The sequence below is a fragment of the Acinetobacter sp. ANC 3929 genome (assembly GCF_000369405.1).
In the GTDB taxonomy this organism is placed as follows: Bacteria; Pseudomonadota; Gammaproteobacteria; order Pseudomonadales; family Moraxellaceae; genus Acinetobacter.
The window spans coordinates 39,527-59,247 of the sequence record NZ_KB849993.1 but is presented as its reverse complement, the minus strand read 5'-3'; the positions used below and the strand labels follow the sequence as shown (position 1 = coordinate 59,247).

19 protein-coding genes and 6 pseudogenes are annotated in these 19,721 nt (G+C 39.0%); 10 read left to right on the top strand and 15 right to left on the bottom strand.

Annotated elements, in window-relative coordinates; genetic code table 11:
• Positions 1-66 precede the first annotated feature (66 nt).
• Positions 67-1,232 (top strand): IS3-like element ISAba22 family transposase gene (locus F909_RS19710; protein WP_085940844.1). Its coding sequence is split into 2 segments (ribosomal slippage): positions 67-325 and positions 325-1,232, totalling 1,167 coding nucleotides; the frame shifts between segments, so codons are not numbered across the junction.
• A 254-nt stretch (positions 1,233-1,486) separates the two neighbouring features.
• Here F909_RS19710 and F909_RS19715 read toward each other — a convergent pair.
• The 10 genes and pseudogenes from F909_RS19715 to F909_RS20620 all read right to left on the bottom strand — a co-directional run.
• Positions 1,487-1,696, bottom strand: coding sequence for a hypothetical protein (locus F909_RS19715; RefSeq protein ID WP_000069471.1), 210 nt, complete (start codon positions 1,694-1,696; stop codon positions 1,487-1,489).
• On the bottom strand, positions 1,689-1,991 hold the full coding sequence (locus F909_RS19720; protein WP_001140619.1) for a helix-turn-helix domain-containing protein: 303 nt from the start codon (positions 1,989-1,991) through the stop codon (positions 1,689-1,691). The genes F909_RS19715 and F909_RS19720 overlap by 8 nt, the downstream gene beginning before the upstream one ends.
• Positions 1,984-2,340 carry a type II toxin-antitoxin system RelE/ParE family toxin gene (locus F909_RS19725; protein WP_000269903.1) on the bottom strand — a complete coding sequence of 119 codons (357 nt, stop codon included), beginning with the start codon at positions 2,338-2,340 and terminating at the stop codon, positions 1,984-1,986. The genes F909_RS19720 and F909_RS19725 overlap by 8 nt, the downstream gene beginning before the upstream one ends.
• Before the next feature lie 524 nt (positions 2,341-2,864).
• The gene (locus F909_RS19730; protein ID WP_005144704.1) at positions 2,865-4,055 is read right to left on the bottom strand and encodes a glycine zipper 2TM domain-containing protein; all 1,191 of its coding nucleotides are present in this window, start codon (positions 4,053-4,055) and stop codon (positions 2,865-2,867) included.
• A 207-nt stretch (positions 4,056-4,262) separates the two neighbouring features.
• Positions 4,263-4,631 (bottom strand): annotated as a pseudogene (locus F909_RS19735) (plasmid replication DNA-binding protein); the annotation flags it as partial.
• A gap of 401 nt (positions 4,632-5,032) precedes the next feature.
• Positions 5,033-5,128, bottom strand: a pseudogene (locus tag F909_RS21370) (DNA-binding protein); the annotation flags it as partial.
• Positions 5,126-5,296: pseudogene (locus F909_RS21080) on the bottom strand (IS3 family transposase); the annotation flags it as partial. The pseudogenes F909_RS21370 and F909_RS21080, both read right to left, overlap by 3 nt.
• Before the next feature lie 175 nt (positions 5,297-5,471).
• Positions 5,472-5,756, bottom strand: a complete 285-nt coding sequence (locus F909_RS19740) for a putative quinol monooxygenase (RefSeq protein WP_005071539.1) — start codon at positions 5,754-5,756, stop codon at positions 5,472-5,474.
• 19 nt (positions 5,757-5,775) lie between these two features.
• Positions 5,776-6,774 (bottom strand): zinc-binding alcohol dehydrogenase family protein, encoded by a 999-nt coding sequence (locus F909_RS19745; RefSeq protein ID WP_005071537.1) that lies wholly within the window; start codon positions 6,772-6,774, stop codon positions 5,776-5,778.
• A 72-nt stretch (positions 6,775-6,846) separates the two neighbouring features.
• A pseudogene (locus tag F909_RS20620) lies at positions 6,847-7,125 on the bottom strand (SDR family oxidoreductase); the annotation flags it as partial.
• A 65-nt stretch (positions 7,126-7,190) separates the two neighbouring features.
• Between F909_RS20620 and F909_RS19755 the strand changes: the two are divergent.
• A protein-coding gene (locus F909_RS19755; RefSeq protein WP_085940844.1) for an IS3-like element ISAba22 family transposase occupies positions 7,191-8,356 on the top strand; the annotation gives its coding sequence in 2 pieces (ribosomal slippage) (positions 7,191-7,449 and positions 7,449-8,356; 1,167 coding nt in all).
• A 43-nt stretch (positions 8,357-8,399) separates the two neighbouring features.
• Here F909_RS19755 and F909_RS19760 read toward each other — a convergent pair.
• Positions 8,400-8,864: pseudogene (locus F909_RS19760) on the bottom strand (SDR family oxidoreductase); the annotation flags it as partial.
• A gap of 135 nt (positions 8,865-8,999) precedes the next feature.
• Between F909_RS19760 and F909_RS19765 the strand changes: the two are divergent.
• On the top strand, positions 9,000-9,899 hold the full coding sequence (locus F909_RS19765) for a LysR family transcriptional regulator (protein WP_005071533.1): 900 nt from the start codon (positions 9,000-9,002) through the stop codon (positions 9,897-9,899).
• Positions 9,900-9,948: 49 nt separating this feature from the next.
• On the opposite strand, the gene F909_RS19770 is transcribed toward F909_RS19765, so the two are convergent.
• Together F909_RS19770 and F909_RS19775 are read right to left on the bottom strand one after the other, a co-directional pair.
• Positions 9,949-10,965 carry a zinc-dependent alcohol dehydrogenase family protein gene (locus tag F909_RS19770; RefSeq protein ID WP_002126642.1) on the bottom strand — a complete coding sequence of 339 codons (1,017 nt, stop codon included), beginning with the start codon at positions 10,963-10,965 and terminating at the stop codon, positions 9,949-9,951.
• Positions 10,955-11,950 (bottom strand): zinc-dependent alcohol dehydrogenase family protein, encoded by a 996-nt coding sequence (locus F909_RS19775; protein WP_001038512.1) that lies wholly within the window; start codon positions 11,948-11,950, stop codon positions 10,955-10,957. The genes F909_RS19770 and F909_RS19775 overlap by 11 nt, the downstream gene beginning before the upstream one ends.
• Positions 11,951-12,419: 469 nt before the next feature.
• On the opposite strand from F909_RS19775, the gene F909_RS19780 reads away from it, so the two are divergent.
• From F909_RS19780 to F909_RS19795, 4 genes are all read left to right on the top strand, one after another.
• Positions 12,420-12,695 carry a metal/formaldehyde-sensitive transcriptional repressor gene (locus F909_RS19780; protein WP_001133624.1) on the top strand — a complete coding sequence of 92 codons (276 nt, stop codon included), beginning with the start codon at positions 12,420-12,422 and terminating at the stop codon, positions 12,693-12,695.
• Between the two features lie 21 nt (positions 12,696-12,716).
• A complete protein-coding gene (locus F909_RS19785; protein ID WP_000842149.1) occupies positions 12,717-13,829 on the top strand; it encodes an S-(hydroxymethyl)glutathione dehydrogenase/class III alcohol dehydrogenase in 1,113 nt (370 codons plus the stop codon).
• A 228-nt stretch (positions 13,830-14,057) separates the two neighbouring features.
• On the top strand, positions 14,058-14,888 hold the full coding sequence (fghA, locus tag F909_RS19790) for an S-formylglutathione hydrolase (RefSeq protein ID WP_000402511.1): 831 nt from the start codon (positions 14,058-14,060) through the stop codon (positions 14,886-14,888).
• Between the two features lie 333 nt (positions 14,889-15,221).
• Positions 15,222-15,524: a putative quinol monooxygenase gene (locus F909_RS19795; protein WP_005144698.1), complete on the top strand. Its 303-nt coding sequence runs from the start codon at positions 15,222-15,224 to the stop codon at positions 15,522-15,524.
• 213 nt (positions 15,525-15,737) lie between these two features.
• Here the strand turns inward: F909_RS19795 and F909_RS20615 are convergent.
• Positions 15,738-15,944 (bottom strand): annotated as a pseudogene (locus tag F909_RS20615) (IS3 family transposase); the annotation flags it as partial.
• A gap of 183 nt (positions 15,945-16,127) precedes the next feature.
• Here F909_RS20615 and F909_RS19800 point away from each other — a divergent pair.
• The 3 genes from F909_RS19800 to F909_RS19810 all read left to right on the top strand — a co-directional run bounded on the left by F909_RS19800 (position 16,128) and on the right by F909_RS19810 (position 19,382).
• Complete coding sequence (locus F909_RS19800) at positions 16,128-17,285, top strand: iron-containing alcohol dehydrogenase (RefSeq protein ID WP_005144696.1); 1,158 nt, start codon at positions 16,128-16,130, stop codon at positions 17,283-17,285.
• A gap of 90 nt (positions 17,286-17,375) precedes the next feature.
• The gene (locus F909_RS19805; RefSeq protein ID WP_005144695.1) at positions 17,376-18,053 is read left to right on the top strand and encodes a type 1 glutamine amidotransferase domain-containing protein; all 678 of its coding nucleotides are present in this window, start codon (positions 17,376-17,378) and stop codon (positions 18,051-18,053) included.
• Between the two features lie 201 nt (positions 18,054-18,254).
• Entirely contained in the window at positions 18,255-19,382 is a 1,128-nt protein-coding gene (locus F909_RS19810) for an alkene reductase (RefSeq protein WP_005071529.1), read from the top strand.
• Positions 19,383-19,465: 83 nt separating this feature from the next.
• Here the strand turns inward: F909_RS19810 and F909_RS19815 are convergent, their stop codons facing one another.
• A complete protein-coding gene (locus F909_RS19815; RefSeq protein WP_005144694.1) occupies positions 19,466-19,696 on the bottom strand; it encodes a hypothetical protein in 231 nt (76 codons plus the stop codon).
• Positions 19,697-19,721 lie beyond the last annotated feature (25 nt).

Sequence of the window (19,721 nt, the reverse complement as noted above, 5' to 3'; positions counted from 1 at the left end):
TGATGTGTGCTGAAAAAACAGGAGGTTTTAACTTGGTAAACTAAACACACTCATCAGGAGTTTACCATGAGCAAGAAACACAAGACTTACACCACAGAATTTAAAGCTGAAGCCATCAAATTAATTGAAGCCAATCAAGGCAATGTCTCGGAAACAGCTAGACAACTTAGCATTTCAATGCAAACTCTTTCAAATTGGAATACCAAAGCAAAGGCTGGAACTTTAGCAGGTACAAAACAGTATTCACCTGATCTAAACGCTCTACTCGAAGAAAATAAAAAACTCAAACAACAGCTCAAAATAGCTGAAATGGAACGTGAATTTTTAAAAAAGGCAGCAGCGTACTTTGCCAAAGAAAGTCAGTAAGGTACGCCTATATGAAACAAAAAAGATATTCTTTTCCAATTACCTTAATGGCTCGATTACTTCATGTTTCAGTTTCATGTTTTTATGATTGGCTCAAGAGAGGCGTGAGCAAAAGAACGATTCAACGAAATCAACAGACGATATTGGTGAAAATAGCCCATGAGGAGACAAGGCAGAGCTATGGTTATATTCGATTAACCAAATACTTACAAGCTCAGGGTATAAAAATGAGTATGTACGCTGTACGTCAGATAAAAGCGCTGAACCACCTGTATTGTAAGCGACACAAGCGTTTTAAAAGGACTACGAATAGTGACCATAATCGAGCGATCTATGAAAACCTGCTGGAGCAACAATTCTCAATGACTAGACCAAATCAAGCATGGTCAAGTGATATTACGTACATATGGACTGTTGAAGGATGGCTGTATTTAGCAGCGGTAAAAGACCTTTACACGAAGCAAGTGGTTGGCTATAGCTTAAATGAGCGCATGACAACACAGCTTGTTTGTAATGCGCTAAATATGGCTATTCACAATCAAAAACCAACCAAAGAACTGATTGTGCATTCAGACAGAGGAAGTCAATATTGCAGCCATGAATATCGAAATATACTTGAGCAATATGGTTTTCAAGGTTCAATGAGCAAGCGCGGAGACTGTTACGATAATGCACCGATTGAAAGCTTTTGGGGAATATTGAAAAATGAGTTAGTTCATCATTACAACTATCAAACTAGAGAAGAAGCCAAAGCAGATATTATAAAATACATTGAGTTATTTTATAATCATCGAAGAATTCAAAAGGGTTTGGGTTTTAAGACACCAAATCAAATGGCCGAAGACTTTTATAAGTTGGCTGCCTAGAATCTCCCAAGGGAAAGTCTCCTGATAATTCAGCGTATATCATTATACAGAAGTGTCTAATTCAGCTCTGAGCGCTACGAAAAGAAAATATAAGCAACTAAAAATTAAAATCACCACACATCAATATCAGCTTCATTTTGAATAAATCAATAAAACGAAAGTTCTCAGCTCTCTCTTCGTATATGAGAAAGTCACAATTTATGGCCTTTCTCATATCTATTTAGCATAAAATCTCTTATGCGAATCTGGAAAGATTAAGTTATTTCGTAATATTTTATCCAATAAGCATTGTCGAAAATATCAGTGTAATAGCTTGACTTCTTACAATGTGAAAAATAGTCACAGCATAAATCTCTAATAATTTCAATTTCCTCTAGGCTATCAGCAGCATTGACTAAAAATATAAACTTGTCCAAGTTAACAAGTAATTTACTACTATTTTTCAAAGGTTTATTATTAGACATTGAATCCTATGTGTTTTCCTGTTGGAAGCTCTACATCAATACGAAGTTTTCCGCCCATTGCTTCGACATACTTTTTCATCGTTGAAATTTTAAGATCATGACCACGATTTTCGATTGCTGACAATGAAGGCTGTTTGATTCCAAGGGTTGCAGCCAATTCTTTTTGAGAAATCTCTAACTCTTCACGAATAAGGTGAAGCTGAGTTTCCAACAATAATTCATCCGCCATTTGTTGAATACGAGCTTGACTCTCTGGAGAGCGATTAGCCAATAATTCTTGTAGGGTCTTAGCCATTAGATTGATCTCCTAAAGTTGAAAGATGAATTTCGTATTGCTGATCGGCAATATCTAACATCTCTTTATAAAAACGCTTTTTACCGCCTTTATCACCGATACACAGCACAATAGCTTGTCGTAAAGGATCAAACGCGAAAAAGGCTCTCAGTGGTTTACCTCGATGCTGAACACGTAGCTCTTTCATATTGGTAAATTTGGAGTCATAGACGGTATCTACTAAAGGACGACCTAAACTTGGTCCCTGTTGCTGTAGAACGACCAACGCTGCGAGTACTTTCTCTTGTGTAGATTGATCTTGCTGTGCAAGCCATTCGTTAAACAGATCCGTTGTAATGACTGTCCACATATTACAACCATAATATAGATTACAATCTATATTTTATGCTTAATTGAATTATTATTCAAATGACAATAAAAAATCCCGACGTCATGTCGGGATTTTTCGGGGTGGAGCGCATAGGTAGGGCTGACTACCTAATGGTCATGGTGTCTGACTGATTATTCTTGTTTTAAGTCATTGAACATCTTGTTTATATAGATCGATCATAGGGACTTCACTGGTGCTTGGATACAAACAATTTCGTAAAATGCTGTAAGCCAAAGCGTACAAAAAATCATCAAAAATTATCCCAAAGCTTATCCGCAAGAAATGGGGATAAATTCAGAAATGGAAGCCTTAAGGAATCGGAAGGAAATTACGATTTGATCGTTTTTTAACCAATTTTATTGGCAAAATATATCAAAACTGCTCATAAAAAAGCCGACTTGTTTCCAAGTCGGCTTTTCGACATCGTCGAGCAAATTATTTATAGCATAAGTTTTTGATTTTTATATGTTTCAATTTGTTCATTTCGTATAACGCCCATTATGTTAAATAGAATAGGAATTATCATTTTTCTCAAGGCTTCTTAATTCATCAAAGAACATTCTAGGTGTCCAGCCTTTAGTCATCTCGTTAATCATATATTCATCCAGCATATCTAAACCTACACTCGTTAGAGGAGATACAGCAGCCCCTAGCGCACCTCCAATTAGTGCACCCTCTGGTCCAATAAATGAGCCTAAACCAGCACCCACACTCCACATGAAGAATGACTTTGATACTTTTCCTTTTTTTGTTTGAAAGAAACCTTTAGCATTTTGAATTTCATCGATATACAACTTTGTAATTTCTTTTAAATTAGATGTTTCCATAGATTCAGTAATCCATTGTCTGAATTTTTTAATATTTTGCTTATCTCTTAAAATAGCTATATCTTTTAAAGGATCTTTTAGATCTTTAGCTAGAGAGAATAGGTCAGGAAAATTTTCTATAGTTGTTATTTTTGAATAATAATCTCGAACCGTATTTTGTGTAATCGAATTAAAAGAATCTTCAAATAAAAGATTAAGTTTTTTATTTGTATGGCTTATAAAGTTTTGACTGATTAAAAATTTATAATCTAAACAAGTGGTTGCACAATTTAAGAGTTTGGTTTTTTGGTCTTTATTCAGATTATATATATCAAGATCTGTTGTATCAAAACCTAGAAGCTTGAACTTGTTTTTCTTATATGCCGATAAGGCTACAGCCGCAGCATCACTTTCAAGACCTTCTTTGGGTATTACATAAGAGTCTCTAATTTTGTAAGTTAGAGTTTTGATTTGCTTACATGATAGTTTATTGGCCATGAAATTAAGACCAATAGTAGTGGATTCCTCGGGATCACAGTGAGCTGGTGAGTTAATTCTGCCATGCATAATAGGAACTAGCCCATCGATATTATCGACTCCCATCATGATGTTCGGTGTCCATAACGTGAAACTTAGTGCTTGTCTTTCTATGAGTCTTTCAACTCCTTTTAATCCCAATGCAGTAGTTAAGTAAGCTAAAGGTACATTTTCACCATAAACTTTGAAATTCACCGAATCATATAGCATTAAATTTTCAAAAATTTCTGAATCTACATTCGTTTTTCTATGTTTTATTAACAGTTTATCTTGGGGACTTAAAGGAACTCCCCTATCTATAAAATATTTTTGGCAAAAGGTATTTAAAGAATCTATATAAACGGTCGACATACATTTTCCCAAATAATTAATTTTTTAAAATTAACATAATACACCTTATACGAAATGCGTTATAATTATCTATAGAAATCAATGCTGTAGTTTCTAGTTTATAGCCCGAGCATCCCTGTTCGGGCTTTTTTTATGATTTTTCACGTTCCACGCCTATTCTTTGACCAATGTTTCACGACTTTGTTCATATTAGTTAAACAATCGTGGTTAATCATAGGGTCTAAAAAAACGGCTCCAAAAGCCCCTTTTCTCCGGTTCCTGTTCAACGTGCTCTGGCACTGGAATCCGCTTATTTTCTGTCTGCTCCGGAGTAGTCAATCCGTCATCTTTCGGCTCAAGTTCTGACCGAGGATATGTTGCTATATCCGGGTCTGGTTTCTGATCGGTAAACGTAGTCATATTGGATTGTGGAGGCTTCATTTCAATGAGGGTCAGCAGTGTATCTATGCGAGCGTTTGCCTTGGCTTCACGATCTTCGGCTTTTTCTAACTGCTTTTTTAAAAAATCGATTTGGCTTTTGAGTTCTACAACTGTTTTATCTGTGTATTCAGGTGTATTTTGATTTTGTATTGAAGAATACAATATGTGTATTCTTCAATACACTCAAGCTTTAAAGCCTAGGTTCTTTAGATGGGGTAAGAAGTGCTTTTGTTGTATTAGATCTCTCAGTATTTCTTTGATTTTTGCTGCTAGGCTATCATAGCTCTCATTACCATTTGCTAAGTTTGAAAATTCAGGTAGTCGTGAAAGCTGATTGCCAAACATATTGAGCTGAGCCATTAAAGAATGACCGGACGCATGACGGTCAGGTTGTTGTATGCACGTCAAATAGCCGCTTTACGAAGCAGTGCTTCTCATCGGATGGCTTTGAAATCAAGTGCTGGAATAGCGAGAAAGTACGGGTAACTTTCTCTTTTTCAAGAAGAATGTACGATCAAGTCTGAACTAATACAAATAAGCCCAAGTGAACAATCAAATCAGCCATACGGCTTAAAGAATCGGCTCCCAAAGCCTCTTTTTTCCGGTTCAGGCTGTACGTGTTCAGGAATAGGAATTCGCTTATTCTCGATTACCCAGTTTAGTGTCGCAAGTTGTACATCTGCTAAACCTTGCCAATCTGCTTTTAAATATTCAATCACCTCTGTTTTGTATAAGTCATTCACCGTTTCAGCCAAAGCAATATCATATGAATCACCAGTCGTACCGACTGATGCTCGTAAATTTGCTGCCTCTAAACGATGACATTATTGTCAAAATGCAGGGTATGGGTGGCTCCCCTTAGGGGCATAATTTGTTGAATCCTAGGTTACTATTAAAAAATCAGAAAAAATAGGAGTTTAGAGCTCCCATTTTTTGTTAGCTTTCTAAGTCCCTATGTTAATTTGAAGAATACTTCATCATAACGTCCGAATACAGCTATATTTTTTTGATTTCTACAATATCACTTGATTCAATGAGCGATTGGATATTATCAAATAAACTTTGAATATAATCAGACGCTATATGGATATCTAAATCCTCCCTGCTACGCCATTCTTCTAAGAAGAAATATCTACTCGAGTCATTTTCGCTAATATAAAGCTCATATTTCAAGCATCCTTCTTCGTTAAGTGTAGGCTCTATTACACTTTTTAAAAGCGCTTCTAACTTCTCTTTTTGATCTGACTTTGCCTTAAAGTTCGCAATTACTGAAATAGTCATTATTTCACCTTTAATTTGTTTAGAAGTTTTCTAGTACAATTTTGCCTTTTGACTTACCTGATTCAAGCAACTTATGCGCCTTCTCCAAGTTTGCAGCGTTAATTTTGCCTAGATTTTGGTTCAGGGTACTTCTAATTTTTTGCTGGTCAACTAATTGGGCAACCTGTTGCAATAGATCACCTTGCTTTTCAATATCATCGGTTTCATACATTGAACGGGTGAACATCAACTCCCAATGGATAGAAATAGATTTAGTCTTAAACGGCATAATATCAAATGTTTGTGGATCATCGATCAATCCAAGCTTGCCTTGTGGTGCAATCAGAGAAACTATTTGCTTGGTATATGTTTCTGTATGATTTGTAGAGAATACGTATTTTGGTTTTTCAATACATAGTGCTTCGATTTGTGCATTTAAATCTTTGCTATGATCAATGACATGGTCGGCACCAAGTGATTCCACCCAAGATTTCGTTTCTTCACGTGAAGCTGTTGCTATAACGGTCAGATTTGTTTTTGCTTTTAGGAGTTGGATAGCGATTGATCCTACACCACCTGCACCACCAATAATTAAAATACTGCCAACTTCTATTTCTGAAATTTGAAACCGATCAAACAGCATTTCCCATGCCGTTATTGCAGTTAATGGCAATGCTGCTGCTTCTGCATTAGATACTGTAATGGGTTTAAGACTGATAATTCGTTCATCGACTGCTTGAAACTCAGCATTACTACCATCTCGGGTTAAATCGCCAGCATACCAAACAGAATCTCCTACTTTAAACGAGGTAACTTTTGAGCCAACTTCAATAATTTCCCCAACGGCATCCCAACCTAAAATACGATTATTTGCTTCAGACGAATTTTTTCTCACTTTGGTATCAACTGGATTCACAGAGATTGCCTGAACTTTTACCAGTACATCCCGCTCCTTAAGCGTAGGCTTCGCTTTTTCAATATCTACCAATGAATTTTTAAAATCATCATGGTTATTGATAACATACGATACGGCTTTCATAGATTTGTCCTTAACTTTAAAAAATATAGTAAAAATGGGAGCGAGGTGCTCCCATTTTTTGTTATTCAATCATTAAAACTCTTGGCTCGTTGGGCGTAAAACAATTTCATTAATATCTACATCCGCAGGCTGTTCAATTGCATAAGCAATTGCTCGAGCGACTGAGTCAGCTGGTATGGCTTGTTTGTAGAAATCAGTAACAAACTCTGAACTTTCTTTATGAGAAGAACCGAATTTTAGTTCTGACTCAACTGCACCAGGCTCAATAGTAGTAGTTCTAATTGTTCCCCCAACTTCATGACGAAGTCCTTCAGAGATGGCTCTTACAGCAAACTTAGTACCGCTATAAATGATGTGTGCTGAAAAAACAGGAGGTTTTAACTTGGTAAACTAAACACACTCATCAGGAGTTTACCATGAGCAAGAAACACAAGACTTACACCACAGAATTTAAAGCTGAAGCCATCAAATTAATTGAAGCCAATCAAGGCAATGTCTCGGAAACAGCTAGACAACTTAGCATTTCAATGCAAACTCTTTCAAATTGGAATACCAAAGCAAAGGCTGGAACTTTAGCAGGTACAAAACAGTATTCACCTGATCTAAACGCTCTACTCGAAGAAAATAAAAAACTCAAACAACAGCTCAAAATAGCTGAAATGGAACGTGAATTTTTAAAAAAGGCAGCAGCGTACTTTGCCAAAGAAAGTCAGTAAGGTACGCCTATATGAAACAAAAAAGATATTCTTTTCCAATTACCTTAATGGCTCGATTACTTCATGTTTCAGTTTCATGTTTTTATGATTGGCTCAAGAGAGGCGTGAGCAAAAGAACGATTCAACGAAATCAACAGACGATATTGGTGAAAATAGCCCATGAGGAGACAAGGCAGAGCTATGGTTATATTCGATTAACCAAATACTTACAAGCTCAGGGTATAAAAATGAGTATGTACGCTGTACGTCAGATAAAAGCGCTGAACCACCTGTATTGTAAGCGACACAAGCGTTTTAAAAGGACTACGAATAGTGACCATAATCGAGCGATCTATGAAAACCTGCTGGAGCAACAATTCTCAATGACTAGACCAAATCAAGCATGGTCAAGTGATATTACGTACATATGGACTGTTGAAGGATGGCTGTATTTAGCAGCGGTAAAAGACCTTTACACGAAGCAAGTGGTTGGCTATAGCTTAAATGAGCGCATGACAACACAGCTTGTTTGTAATGCGCTAAATATGGCTATTCACAATCAAAAACCAACCAAAGAACTGATTGTGCATTCAGACAGAGGAAGTCAATATTGCAGCCATGAATATCGAAATATACTTGAGCAATATGGTTTTCAAGGTTCAATGAGCAAGCGCGGAGACTGTTACGATAATGCACCGATTGAAAGCTTTTGGGGAATATTGAAAAATGAGTTAGTTCATCATTACAACTATCAAACTAGAGAAGAAGCCAAAGCAGATATTATAAAATACATTGAGTTATTTTATAATCATCGAAGAATTCAAAAGGGTTTGGGTTTTAAGACACCAAATCAAATGGCCGAAGACTTTTATAAGTTGGCTGCCTAGAATCTCCCAAGGGAAAGTCTCCTGATAATTCAGCGTATATCAAAACAGTACCTCCTGGACTAAATACTTTTATCCCTGCAACAGATGCAAGATTAATAAAGTGTCCAAAGTTTTGTTTTTGGAAAACAGGCAGTGTAGCTGCTATACCATAAAGAACACCTTTAATATTAATGTCGATCATACGATCCCATTCATCAACTTTTAGCTCACTTAATGGTGCAATAGACATTAATCCAGCATTGTTTACCAATACATCGATTTGACCAAATGCGCTTAATGCCTTTTCAATAAGTGCTTGTACTTCCTGTGGTTTGGTTATATCCATACCAATAAATTCAGCTTGACCACCTTCAGCACGAATGTCGTGAACAATAGCCTGTAATTTTTCAGTACGTCTAGCACCAAGTACAACTTTTGCACCTTTTTTAGCAAGTAAGCGAGCAGTAGCTTCACCTAAACCACTACTTGCACCAGTGATAACAACAACTTTATTTTCTATATTATTCATACAAGTAACCTTAAACCTATCTGTCAATCATATTTGATGGGTTAAGTATTACAGCCTTGTTAGGTATAATAAATGAATAATATTATCTTTCAGAATTCCTATTTACGGAATAATTGCCATAACACAGGATTGGACATGCATAACAAATTGGAAATGATGCGTATCTTTTGTGTCGCAGCAGAGTCTCGAAATTTTAAAGAGGCAGCAACTCAGCTGGGTATTTCCCCACAGGCAGTGACACGGGCAATAAAAGAACTAGAAGAGCAGCGCGGAGAGATCCTGTTTTACAGGAGTACTCGACAAATTAAAATTACCGCTGATGGTGAGCGTCTGGCAAAGCAAGCACGTTTTGCGGTGGGATCGATCGATGCTTTGTTTGTAAAAGACACCAAGGAAAAACGAGATGAAATGCATGGGACTGTCCGTCTTACTGTGTCGTCTGTGTTAGGGCGCAAATTGGTAGTACCCGCACTAGCAGAATTTGCCACACGTTATCCAGATATTGTCGTGGATTGTGTGCTAACAGATTCACACTCGGATGTGATCGATGAGCGGATAGATATCGGGATCAGATTTGGATTTTTGCCGGACAATCGATATGTGGCAAGGGAATTGGCTAAAGTGAACTTTTATTCTGTGGGTACGCCAGAGTTAATTGATAAGGTCGGAATGCCTAAAAAAATTATTGACCTTGATAAATACCCTCTAACAGCACTATTCGATCATAAAACAGGGCGTTACTGGCCATGGACATTCACCGAAAGTCGAAGCTTCACGCCATCAAAGCCTCGTTTTATTACAGATGATCTAGAAGCTGAATTTCAAGCTATTCTCGCTGGAGTTGGATTCGGACACATGCCTGGATTTCTAGTTTTGCCGTGGCTTAGGAGTGGTAAGCTCATTCAGATACTTCATAAGGAAACCTCTCCCGTTTGGCGCCTGTATTTATATCGTCCACAGCGGGGCCCGACACCTTTGCGAATCCGAGCATTGTTTGATTACTTAGCGGAAGTGTTGGGCCATATAGAAACCTGAATCAGATGGAACTAACTTTTTTCTAGAAAGTAGAAATCAGATAAGACCATCATGTATTTAGAGTAACTACAATTTTTCCTATTTGCTGATTTGATTCAAGATAGCGCTGAGCGTCATGCATGTCCTCAAAGTTAAAGCAACAGTCGATCACTGGACGAAGATATCCTGCACCTATACTGCTAAGAATAAATCGTCTGGCTTGCTCCCTTAGAACAGGATCATGGAGAACCTCAAGGAACAAAAAACCTCGCATGGTTAAGCTCTTGCGTAATGCAACTTTAAGGGGAAATGGTGTGATCTCAGGGCTAAGTGCACCATGCATAACCATAGTTCCTCCTACAGACATCGCTTTTGCAATCTGTTCAATATGAGGCCCTCCTACAGCATCGAAGGCGACATCAAGATGTTCTCCACCTAAACGTAAAACAAGCGCCTCATACAAATCTGGTTCATCTTCAGTGGCTATAACATTTTTAACACCGAGATCCAGTAAACGTTGCTTTTTCTCTATCGTCTGTGTACTTGCAATGACCTTAGCACCCGCTGCTTCAGCTATCTGTATCGCAGCTAGTCCTACGCTACTTGAAGCTGCTGTGATCAAGATCGTTTTTCCTTTCGAAACTCCACCAGCATTGATTACACCACCCCAAGCCGTCAAATACTGCATCCAGATTGAAGAAGCTTCTTCCCAGCTTAAACTATCGGGTTTGTGAACTAAAAAAGTTTCTGGAATCAGAAGCTTGTCCGCGTATGTCCCATATTTGGCTAGATTGTCAGTCGGAAGAATCGATACTGCATCTCCTGGAGAAAATTGGCGTACACCTTCACCTATTGCCAGAACTATGCCTGCTCCCTCATATCCCAGACGAGAAGGGAATACTGCCTTTTGAATATAAGTACCACGCCGAAACATTACATCAGCCCGGTTGAGTCCGATCGTTTTCATCTGGATTAGAACTTCTCCTGCTGCTGGTAAAGCAACAGGAAGTGTTTCTAATGTCAGAACATCTGTATCTCCAATACTATTGAAGCGCCAAGTCTTGGCCTGAAGTGCGTTAAATGACATCAATCACGACCTTAATATTGGCAGAGCGATCTTGAACAGCATCATGAGCCTCAATCGCTTGGTCTAGAGTAAAATGACGAGGATCAACAATAGGACGCAGTTTACCTTCCTCAACGAGACGAGTCGCGATCTTAAGGATATCACCATGATGAGCACGGCGATTGCCTGTTAACATCGGCATTAGGACGAATACGCCAGACACTGTGGCACACCGTAGAGATGAACTCGCTAAATTATGATTACCAAATGCAGCACAGCTGGTAATGTGGCCATAGTGAGTTGTCATGGAAAGTGAAGCTTCGAGTACTGGACCACCCACAGTGTCGTAAACAATGTTAAAACCTTGACCCTCAGGGCTTGCAGCAATAATGTCATCGGAAGATGCTGTTGTGTAATCGAGAGGTGTTGCACCGAGTTCTGAAATCAGTGATTGATCAGCTGTACGACCAGTCGCCCAAACATTTGCATCAAGTGCTTTTGCAAGCTGAACAACCATATAACCAACGCCACCAGCACCACCCTGAACCAGTACAGTTTGCCCTGGCTGGACCTTCGCATTATCCACTAAACCTTCCCAAGCCGTGAGGAACGTCAATGGTAGTACTGCTGCCTCGCGCATAGAGATATTGCGTGGCTTTAATGCGATCAGATCAGCATCTGCTAAAACATATTCTGCTAAAGATCCTTGAAGACCACGAACGCCACCAATCAGACCGTAAACTTCATCTCCGACATTGAAGTGGGTGACACCTTCACCAACAGCAGTTACAACCCCAGCCATATCTGTTCCCAACACGGCAGGAAGCTCTGGCATAGCATATGGTGCTTCACCAAGACGAATTTTATAATCAATAGGGTTTACACCACTAGCATGAATACGTACTAGAACTTGCCCAGCCTCTGGTTGAGGTATAGGGAGTTCTACACGTTTAAATTCATGATCACCAAAATTTTCTAGGATAAGAGCATTCATCATCTTATTCATAGTTGTTCCTTATTCTTAACTGGGGGATGATGTGCACAGTATCAAAGTAAAATAATCCAATAAATGATATTTATAGGATTTAATAATTCCTAAATAATGAATAATAAATATCATTCGCTCACTAAAAATATTCTAGTACAGTCTGTAAAGGCAGTTTAATTTAAACTGTCGGTAGTATTTTCAAGGCTTGAAACGTTCAAAATATCTACAAAGTGGCTAAAATTTGAAACATAATTCTAAAAGGTCAAAGCATTACAAAGAACATGAGCCAAAATAAAAAAATGGGAGCTAAATGTCCCATTTTTTTTGTTACTTTCGCATAAGCTCTATGATGTTAATTTAAAAAAACTAAAAACAGAGATAGAAAATTTTCGCTAAAGATCTTTTTGTTTTTCGATTTATAAAAAAAAATTGCTTTTTTTATACTATGGGGTACTATAGTATTAATGCTAGCAAGTAAGGAGGTCTGATGCCTAATCAGGTTGAAGACAAAAAAAAGATTCTTCTACGCGTCAGAAAGATCAAAGGTCAGACGCAAGCGATTGAAAAAGCGTTAGAAGACAATGTGGAATGTGGTGCAATTCTGCAACAAATATGCTCTGTGCGTGGTGCTATTAATGGTTTAATGAATGAGATGTTGGAGGTACATTTAAAGGACACTTTAGTATCAGGTGAAACCACAGAACAACAACGAAAAGAAGAATTGGCTGAAATCGCCAAGATTCTAAAATCATATTTAAAATAGATCTGTATAAGGAATTATTCCATGAAGTCACGCGCTGCTGTTGCGTTTGGTCCTGGTCAACCTCTTCAAATTGTTGAAGTTGATGTTGCACCACCGAAGAAAGGTGAAGTATTAATCAAGATCTCCCATACCGGTGTGTGTCATACAGACGCATTTACTTTATCTGGCGATGATCCTGAAGGTGTTTTTCCCGCTATTCTCGGGCATGAAGGTGCTGGTGTTGTAGTTGAGGTTGGTGAAGGCGTGACTAGCGTCAAACCAGGTGATCATGTAATTCCACTTTACACTGCTGAATGTGGCGAGTGCGTATTCTGTAAATCTGGAAAATCGAACTTGTGTATTTCCGTTCGCGAAACTCAAGGTAGAGGCGTAATGCCAGATGGTACCACTCGTTTTTCCTACAATGGTCAACCGATTTACCACTATATGGGCTGCTCAACGTTCAGTGAATACACTGTAGTGGCAGAAGTATCATTGGCTAAAATCAATCCTGAAGCCAATCACGAACATGTCTGCTTACTGGGTTGTGGGGTAACAACGGGTATCGGTGCAGTACATAACACGGCTAAAGTACAAGAAGGTGATAGTGTTGCGGTCTTTGGTTTAGGTGGTATTGGTTTGGCAGTCGTACAAGCCGCACGTCAAGCTAAAGCAGGGCGTATTATTGTGGTTGACATGAATCCAGATAAATTTGCGCTGGCAAAAGAGTTTGGTGCAACGGACTTCTTGAACCCTAAAGATTACGATAAACCAATCCAGCAAGTAATTGTCGAAATGACTGGCTGGGGTGTAGATCATTCATTTGAATGTATTGGTAACGTGAATGTGATGCGTGCAGCCCTTGAAAGTGCACACCGTGGCTGGGGACAATCCGTAATTATTGGTGTAGCTGGCGCAGGTCAGGAAATCTCTACCCGTCCATTCCAACTGGTTACTGGTCGTAAATGGCTAGGTTCTGCCTTTGGTGGTGTAAAAGGTCGTACGCAACTTCCAGGAATGGTTGAAGATGCCATGAAAGGTAAAATTCAATTAGAACCATTTGTGACACATACGATGGGCTTGGATCAGATCAATGAAGCCTTTGATCTAATGCATGAAGGTAAGTCAATTCGTACTGTAATTCATTACGAATAATCGCGTCAGACCTTATACTTTTCCATGCATGTGCATCATGAATGACATGCATGGAATCCTCTAAAACGGCACATCATCTGTAAAACAGATCTATCTGTGTAGGCATCGTGTATAGGTTCAATAAACCTGCCTACATTTTAAATCTTTATCACTATTCTCTGTGGAGAATGTAAGACTCTTTGTTTACTTGATTTCTCATGAAGTCTTGCTCAACATAGGTAATTGATTATGGAAATAATTGAGAAGCATGCTTCTTTTGGTGGATCGCAAGAAGTGTATCGCCATCAGTCAATAGCATTAAACTGTTCAATGAAATTCTCAATATATCTGCCACCTCATGACAAAGATGAGCGGTTGCCAGTGTTATATTGGTTATCAGGATTGACTTGCAACGAACAGAACTTTATTACTAAAGCCGGAGCACAAAAGTATGCGGCTGAACATAAAGTCATTATTGTTGCACCAGATACCAGCCCACGTGGAGAGGATGTACCAGATCATGCAGATTATGATTTAGGCCAAGGCGCAGGATTCTATGTGAATGCAACACAAGCACCCTGGTCGCAGCATTTCAAAATGTATGATTATATTGTGGAAGAGCTCAGAAATCTGATTGACCTGAATTTTCCGACCAATCAAGTCCAAAGCATTATGGGGCATAGCATGGGTGGTCATGGTGCATTAGTAATTGGTTTAAAAAACCCTGAGCTGTATAAAAGTATTTCTGCTTTTGCACCAATTGTTGCACCTAGCCAAGTACCTTGGGGGAAAAAGGCTTTCACACACTACCTAGGTGAAACCGAAACTTTATGGAAAAGCTATGATGCGATTGAATTAATCAAAAACGCGGAAGTTCATTTACCTATTTTAGTCGATCAGGGAACAGCTGATGATTTTCTTGAAGAACAGTTAAGGCCTAAGCTTCTTAGTAATATTTGTTTGGAACAAGAATATCCTCTTACACTTAACCTAAGAGAAGGGTATGACCATAGCTATTACTTCATTGCGAGCTTTATAGAGAAACATATAGAGTTTCACAGCAAATTCCTAGCTAAATAACTTTCATAGATATGAGGATGTACAATGTTGTTCTTGAATGCTTCTTGAGCAATATAATTTCCAGATGAAGAGGTCAGCTTATAAATCTAAGGTAGAGCCAATTGATCCTTATATAACTAAGATTGAATTTGATCATCTCATATCTTAATTTTTTGATTCAAATGTTAATGATATTAACTTGAATAAATTCATAGCATTATGTCGAAATAAAAACCCAGATTTTGGCTCAGCTATGGGAATTTTTTTAACTTTTATGCAACAAAACTTTCTGACATGCATACATTAGCAATGTCAGAATCAGTTTGAATTCTAATCAATTGTGGAGTTTTAGTCATGATTAAAACAGCTTTATATGTCCGTCTTGAAGCTAAACCAGGTAAAGAAGACGAAGTGGAAGCTTTCCTTAAAGCCGGTTTACCTATTGTAATGGAAGAACCTGCGACAGTTGCGTGGTTTGGCTTACGTCTTGGACCTACAACATTTGGTATTTTTGATGCATTTCCTGATGAGGCGGGTCGCCAAGCGCATTTATCTGGCAAGGTTGCAGCTGCTTTGATGGCTCAGGCCGAAGAGCTATTTTCAGAGCCACCGTCTATTGAAAAAGTAGATGTTTTGGCGAGTAAACTACCAGCTTAAACCGACGCTTAAATGTATGAGTGTGCTGCCTGAAATTTTGAATGAAAGGCAGCACTTCAACCCTGTGAGGTTTGTCAGAGGCTTTTTATTCAAGTTGGGCTACTTTATTTATTGGCTTAATCTCATCATTTAAATGGGTCAATATCCAGAACAGGGCAAGGTAAATAAACGAATGCAACTATTTACATGCTTTATATTGAACCAATCTATCTAATTTACTGTCGCATTTGTACATCTGCTAAACCGTGCCAATCTGCTTTTAAAATATTTAATCATTGCTATTTTGTATGTGCCATTCACTGTTTCAGCCAATGCGTTCACGACCATGTCAATAGTCATACATGTTGATACCTTCCATCCAACAATCGCTCGTGAAAATACATCAATAATAAAAGTGGTATAGAACAAGCCTGAATGTGTTTAACCATCACTAAAGTCGCCAAGCTGAAATAATTTTTATAAAAATAGACGACTGGTCTATTTTTATGTATAGTTAGCACATGGTGCAGTCAAAAGCCGCAGTGTTGTCCAATTTTTTAAAGTTTATTTGATGAATAACGGTGGTTTTTCAAATCAATTAACTGATTATCCTAGGATAAAAATATGCTGAATTTTAACTTTTATAATCCGACCCGTATTATTTTTGGTGGCGATACAATAGCTAAAATCAATGACTATGTGCCTACAGAAGCAAAAGTGTTAATGTTGTTTGGTGGTGAAAGTGCACGTAAGAATGGTACTTTAGCTGAAGTGCGTGAAGCATTAGGTGCAAGAGAAATTCATGAATTTGGCGGAATTGAGCCGAATCCGAGTTATGAAACCCTCATGAAAGCTGTAGAGCTGATTCGAGAACAAAAGATAGATTTCTTGATGGCTGTCGGTGGTGGATCGGTAATTGATGGTACTAAATTTATTGCAGCAGCAGTCAATTATACAGGGGATACATGGGAGATTTTAAAAACCCATGGTACTAAAATTACTCAAGCTTTGCCTTTTGCGAGTGTACTCACCCTTCCGGCAACTGGTTCAGAAATGAATAGCGGTGGGGTAGTCACCAGAAAATCGACCCAAGCCAAATTGTCATTTAGCAGTCCTTATGTTTTTCCGCAATTTTCCGTACTCGATCCGAATAAAACTTTTAGCTTGCCGACGCGCCAGTTAGCAAATGGCGTGGTCGATGCGTTTATTCATGTCATGGAACAGTACTTAACTTACCCTGTCAATGCACAAGTACAAGATCGTTTTGCCGAAGGTCTATTGCAAACTCTGATTGAGATTGGACCGAAAATCTTGGACGATTCAGCAGATTATGACACGCGTGCGAATTTGATGTGGGCTGCTAGCATGGCACTGAATGGGCTAATTGGAGCTGGTGTACCACAAGATTGGTCAACCCATTTGATTGGACATGAGCTCACGGCTTTACATGGTATTGATCATGCTCGTACCTTGGCCATTGTGTTGCCGGCCAATCTACAAGTGCGTCGTCAAGAGAAGCGAGAAAAATTACTACAGTATGCAGCTCGTGTCTGGCAGATTGTCGAAGGTGATGAAGAACAACGTATTGATACTGTTATTGCTCGTACTCGAGCCTTCTTTGAGCAACTTGGATTGCCGACTCGTCTTAGCGATTATGGACTGGGGGAGACAGATATTGAGATCATCATTACGCAACTTAAATCACACAATCTTACACAGCTAGGCGAACATAAAACTGTTTCATTAGAGATCAGTCGCCAAATTCTCGCGACGAGCATCTAAGCTAAATGCGTGTATCTGGCATGCTCACGCCACACGGCAAATGATCATGCAACAATGCTCCTCAATCCTGAAAATTATCGGAGAAATAACATGAAAATTTTAATCGTTTTAACCTCACATGATCAACTTGGCAATACTGGTAAGAAAACAGGTTTCTGGCTAGAAGAACTTGCTGCACCGTATTACACCTTTATTGACTCTGGTGCTGAAGTTACGCTGGCGTCACCTCAAGGTGGGCAGCCACCACTAGATCCGAAAAGTAATTTAGCCGATGCGCAAACTGAAACCACTCATCGTTTTGAAGCTGATCCAACTGCAATGCAAGCATTGGCACAGACGCATAAACTTAGCGAAATCTCTGTAACTGATTATGATGCAGTGTTTTATCCAGGCGGGCATGGCCCATTGTGGGATTTAGCAGAAGATCCGATTTCAATTTCTCTGATTGAACAGGCGATTCAGTCTAGCAAACCTGTTGCAGCAGTGTGTCATGCCCCAGGTGTTCTTCGTCATGTGAAAGCGAGTAATGGAGCGCCTTTAGTTAGCGGTAAATTAGTGACTGGTTTCACCAATACTGAGGAGGCCGCTGTAGGTTTGACTGAAATTGTACCATTTTTAGTTGAAGACATGCTTAAAGAAAACGGTGGTCATTATTCTAAAGTGGATGATTGGCAAGTATATGTTCAAGTAGATGGCTTGCTGGTTACTGGACAAAATCCAGCATCTTCTGCTGCAACCGCTACAGCATTACTTCAATTGTTGAAATAAAGAGTAGCTAGTGTTTGTTGTGGTGCTTAGCAGCGAATAAACTTCTGACTCTGAGCAACTGGCGCAATAAGCAAAATAACCCTCACTTAATGGTGAAGGGCCTGAGCGAATAGCTTTCCTTTCTTTATTTTTCTATATACAGGAAGGAAGGTTATTTTTTAATTTAGATCAATTAAGCCATGATGACTTGGATACAATGAAATGAAAGCCAGCAAACTTTTTCAAAACTTAAGCTTAGGCCCTTATGTTTTGCAAAACCGTATTGTATTGCCACCATTAACGCGGTCGCGCAGTACTCAGCCAGGGAATATTCCAAATGAACTGATGGCAACCTATTATCAACAGCGTGCCGGGGCAGGATTTATGGTCACCGAAGGTACGCAAATCGAGCCACGTGGTCAAGGCTATGCTTGGACTCCCGGTATTTACAGCCCTGAACAGATTGCTGGATGGTGTAAAGTGACGGAAGCAGTGCATGCTAAAGGAGGCATTATTTTTGCACAACTTTGGCATGTTGGGCGTGTTTCACATACATCTTTGCAACCCGATCATGCATCACCGGTCGCGCCTTCGGCTATTAGGGCTGATAGTAATGTTAAAGTCTTTATTGAGACCGGGCCCAATGCGGGGGCCTTGGCTGATCCTTCAATGCCACGTGCTTTAAGCAATGCAGAAGTAAAAGAATTAGTGCAACTCTATGCTCAAGCAGCGCGTAATGCCTTGGCTGCTGGTTTTGATGGAGTTGAAATTCATTGTGCAAATGGTTATTTGGTGAACCAATTTATCTCTGCACATAGTAACCATCGTGAAGATGAATATGGTGGATCACTAAACAATCGTTTGCGTTTTTTACGTGAAGTAGTAGAGGCAGTTGCTGAGGTGGTTGGTGCAGATCGTTTAGGAGTGCGTTTTGCCCCGTTATTTGAAAGTACAGAGGAAGATCGTGTTTACATGGGGTTAGTTGAAGATGATCCACATGTCACTTATATTGAGGCAATAAAGATACTTGAAGAAGTTGGGATTGCCTATTTATCTATTGCAGAAGCTGATTGGGATAATGCACCAGAACTTCCTCATGATTTTCGTAAAGATGTCAGAGACACTTTCAGTGGTCGGATTATTTATGCAGGTCGATATACGGCAGAAAGAGGGACTCGAATTTTAGAGGCAGGTCTGGCCGATTTAATTGCATTTGGACGCCCATTTATTGCGAATCCAGATTTACCCGATCGTATCGCCAATGGCTGGCCATTGAATGCAGTAGATGCAAGCACTATGTATGGTGGGACGGAAAAAGGCTATATTGATTATCCAGCTTACGCAGATTAATATTGACTTAATGAGTTATTTTGCCAACCTTTGTGGTTGGCAAAATAACGACTTAGGATTGCTGTTGCCAGCACAATTTCTTCTTAAAACAAATTCTTAAAATTTTTTAGCCGTGTAATGAGCCAACCTGCCAGTGGGAAAGAAATCAGTTGCGTTACTGGCACTAATACTATGACTTCAATCAACACCATCATCGGGAAACTTTGATGCTGAGTAATTGGCTTTAATAAAGTGAGTACCAGTAATAGTGTGGGATATAAGCCTAAATATCCGACTAAAATACGAGTCATGAGGGCTTTAGAAGGAGAATTCATTGTGCGCTATACTCATGGATTGTAA